The following is a 2,779-nucleotide window of genomic DNA, read 5'->3' as shown; positions in this document are numbered from 1 at the left end:
GCGAACGGAGCGCGGCAGGTGGCGGCCAGCGCGGCTCCCCCGGCCAGGCCCACGGAGGTGTCCAACGCGCTGGAGACCACCGCATCCAGTCCCGCCGCCTGCACGATCGCCGCGGCCCGGCGCACTCCACCGAGCGGCTGCACCTTCACCACGATCAGGTCCGCGGCCCCGGCTGCGGCCACCGCGAGCGGGTCGGTCTCCTTGCGCACCGCCTCGTCTGCGGCGATCCTCGTGTCCACCCCGCGCTCCCTGAGGTCCCGCCGCACCCGGGCCAGCTGCTCGATCCCCGGCACGGGCTGCTCGGCGTACTCCAGCCGCACGTCCGCGAGTTCGGCGAGCATCTCCACGGCCTGCTCCGGCGTCCATCCCATGTTCGCGTCCACGCGCACGGCGGCCTCCGGCAGCAGTTCGCGCACGTGCCGCACCCGGGCCAGGTCCGCGCTGTGGGACCCGGGCATCAGTCCCCCGCCCGGGCTGTGCTCGGCGACCTTCACCTTCACCGCGGCGATCCCGTCTCCGTACCTCGCCAGCACGGCCTCCACGTCGGATGCCTCCACCGCCGGGACGGTCGCGTTCACGGGCACCGCGTCCCGCACCGCCTCGGGCCATCCCTGCCAGCCGGCCTCGATCGCCGCAGCCAGCCACCTCGAGGACTCCTGGTCCCCGTACTCGGGGAACGGGGAGAACTCCGCCCAGCCGGCCGGACCGCGCAGCAGCAGGGCCTCCCGGCGGGTCGTCCCGCGGAACCGCACGGTCATGGGCAGGGACACCGCCACCGTGTGATCGAGCAGCTCCTCCACGGTCGGCAGGTGCGGACCACCCGGGGCTCCGGGCAGCGGGGGCAAGACGGTTGCGGCGCTCATGCCGTCCAGTCTAGGAACGGGACGCAGGGACGCCCCAGGGTCCGGCCGTCAGCGCGCGGCAGGCGCTCCCCAAGGTCAGGCCGTCGTCGGGCGGCAGGGACGTCCCCGGTGCCCGGCCGGAAGCGGGGCACCGACAGCGCCCCCGGAGTCGGCCGTCAGCGCGTCGTCACCGTGCCCCGAGGTACCCGAGGCGCCGGGCGACCGCCACGGTGCGCTCGTGTCCGCCGAGCACCGGCTCCAGCGCACGGACCACGGCGGTCAGTACGTCCTCGGTGAGCCGCCAGTCCTCGGTGAAGGGGTCGTCGAACCCGGCCCACATGCCGCCGACCGCGCACAGCGCCAGCGTCATCTCGGCCAGGTCCCGGAACACCGCCTCGGGTTCGTCCAGGCGGTCCTCCCAGCCCTCCTCACCGGCCATGAGCACCGCACCGGTGGAGGCCTCGTGGATGAACGGGTCGCCGCCCTGCAGGGCGATCACGGTCCAGTCCTCGTTCCAGTCCACCAGGCGTGCCCCGGTGCGCCGGGACCAGCGGAAGCCGGCCTGCTCGTCCCAGAGGCGCTCGAGCGGGAAGAACAGGAACGGCAGTCCGAGGGTGTCCACCTCCACCCACCCGGGCCCCACCCTCCGGTAGAACTCGGCGAGTGCGGGGGCGAGCGGCTCCTCGGAGCCCCACTCGATGGGCTCCTGCCGGAACACGGGCCCGTGCAGGGCCATGGCCTTCCGGGCTGCGGCGAGGGCGGCGGACGTGGGTGCGGCGGCAGAGGCGGCGGGCTGCATACCGCCAGGCTCACATGCGCGAACCAACCCTTCCCCCACCTGGAGGGGACGTGCCGGTGAGCATTCCGTGAAGGGCAGGTGGCGTGTGCCACGGACGATTCCCAGCCCGGACCGCCATCATGGTGGGGTGCATCCCGCTCCGTTCGAGTCCGCAACGGCTCCGACCGGCCCGCGCCCCACCCGCTGGTGGCTGTGGGTGCTCGGAGCGCTCCTGTGCGCCCTGACGGTGGTGGCGGTGTTCCAGGGGTTCGTGGGCTCGAGCACCGGCCAGGTCCTCGAGTACCGCGCCTTCCAGGCGGTGGAGCCGGTGCCGGGTGACGCGTTCGGCCCCTCCCCCGCCACCACGGCCCTGAAGTACGCCCCGCTGGTCGCCCTGGCCTGCGCCGCCCTGGGCGTGGTGGTCCAGCTGGCCCGGCGGCACTGGCAGTCGGCGGCGGCCGTGGTGGTGGCGGCCGTGGGGGCGAACGTCACCACCCAGCTGCTCAAGCGCACCCTGGACCGTCCCTTCTTCGACAACGGGGTCCCCTACGTGGTCGGCAACTCCCTGCCCTCCGGCCACGCGACCCTCGCGCCACGGCCGCCGTCGTCCTCCTCCTCACGGCGCCCGTGCGCTGGCGTCCGACGGCCGCCCTGGCCGGCGCCGTGCTCACCGCAGTGATCTCCTCCGCCGCGTTCCTGGAGGCCTGGCACCGGCCCTCGGACATGGTCGCGGCCGTCACCGTGGCCGCCGGCTGGGGATTCCTCGCCGCCCCGTTCGTGCAGCGCCAGGACGAGGTGGACCGCAGGAGTTCCCTCGCTCCCAGCGCACCGGAGCTGCTGCTCTGGACGGCCGGCATCCTCGGCGTCGCGGCCTCGGCCGCCCTGCTGGGCATGGCGGTCTCCGCCGCCGACGCCGGCCTCACCCCCGGGTCCATAGCCCTCACCGCGGGCGTGGTCATCTCGGTGACCCCGGCCCCACTCGCCTGGGCCGTGCTCGTCACCCTCCTGCGCCTCGAGCGCCGCTGGCAACGTCGCCGCGCCCGCCGGGACCCGCACCCGCAGCGTCGCGCCATCTGAGCCCGTCCGCCCCCGACGACGGCTCCTCGCCTCCCAGCCCCGCACCAGTGTCCTTCCCGACGACGGCCCCGCACCTCCCCGC

4 protein-coding genes are annotated in these 2,779 nt (G+C 74.9%); 2 read left to right on the top strand and 2 right to left on the bottom strand.

Annotated features, from left to right (window positions below):
* The coding region (locus AC2W7A_RS11310) for an o-succinylbenzoate synthase (RefSeq protein WP_485991439.1) at positions 1-863 on the bottom strand (863 nt) is incomplete at its 3' end.
* A 166-nt stretch (positions 864-1,029) separates the two neighbouring features.
* Positions 1,030-1,641: a hypothetical protein gene (locus tag AC2W7A_RS11305; protein ID WP_485991438.1), complete on the bottom strand. Its 612-nt coding sequence runs from the start codon at positions 1,639-1,641 to the stop codon at positions 1,030-1,032.
* 127 nt (positions 1,642-1,768) lie between these two features.
* Between AC2W7A_RS11305 and AC2W7A_RS11300 the strand changes: the two genes are divergently transcribed.
* Together AC2W7A_RS11300 and AC2W7A_RS11295 are read left to right on the top strand one after the other, a co-directional pair.
* On the top strand, positions 1,769-2,299 hold the full coding sequence (locus AC2W7A_RS11300) for a hypothetical protein (RefSeq protein WP_485991437.1): 531 nt from the start codon (positions 1,769-1,771) through the stop codon (positions 2,297-2,299).
* Positions 2,248-2,697: a hypothetical protein gene (locus AC2W7A_RS11295; RefSeq protein ID WP_485991436.1), complete on the top strand. Its 450-nt coding sequence runs from the start codon at positions 2,248-2,250 to the stop codon at positions 2,695-2,697. Before AC2W7A_RS11300 ends, AC2W7A_RS11295 begins: the two co-directional genes overlap by 52 nt.
* Positions 2,698-2,779 lie beyond the last annotated feature (82 nt).

The organism is Micrococcus sp. LASM2_SD2, from assembly GCF_057364565.1.
The sequence above is the reverse complement of the archived record's forward strand: the minus strand, read 5'-3'. Positions and strand labels throughout refer to the sequence as shown.

Bases quoted from the DNA above. Each gene is read 5' to 3' on its own strand.
- AC2W7A_RS11305 (WP_485991438.1), bottom strand. From the start codon at position 1,641: ATGCAGCCCGCCGCCTCTGCCGCCGCACCCACGTCCGCCGCCCTCGCC.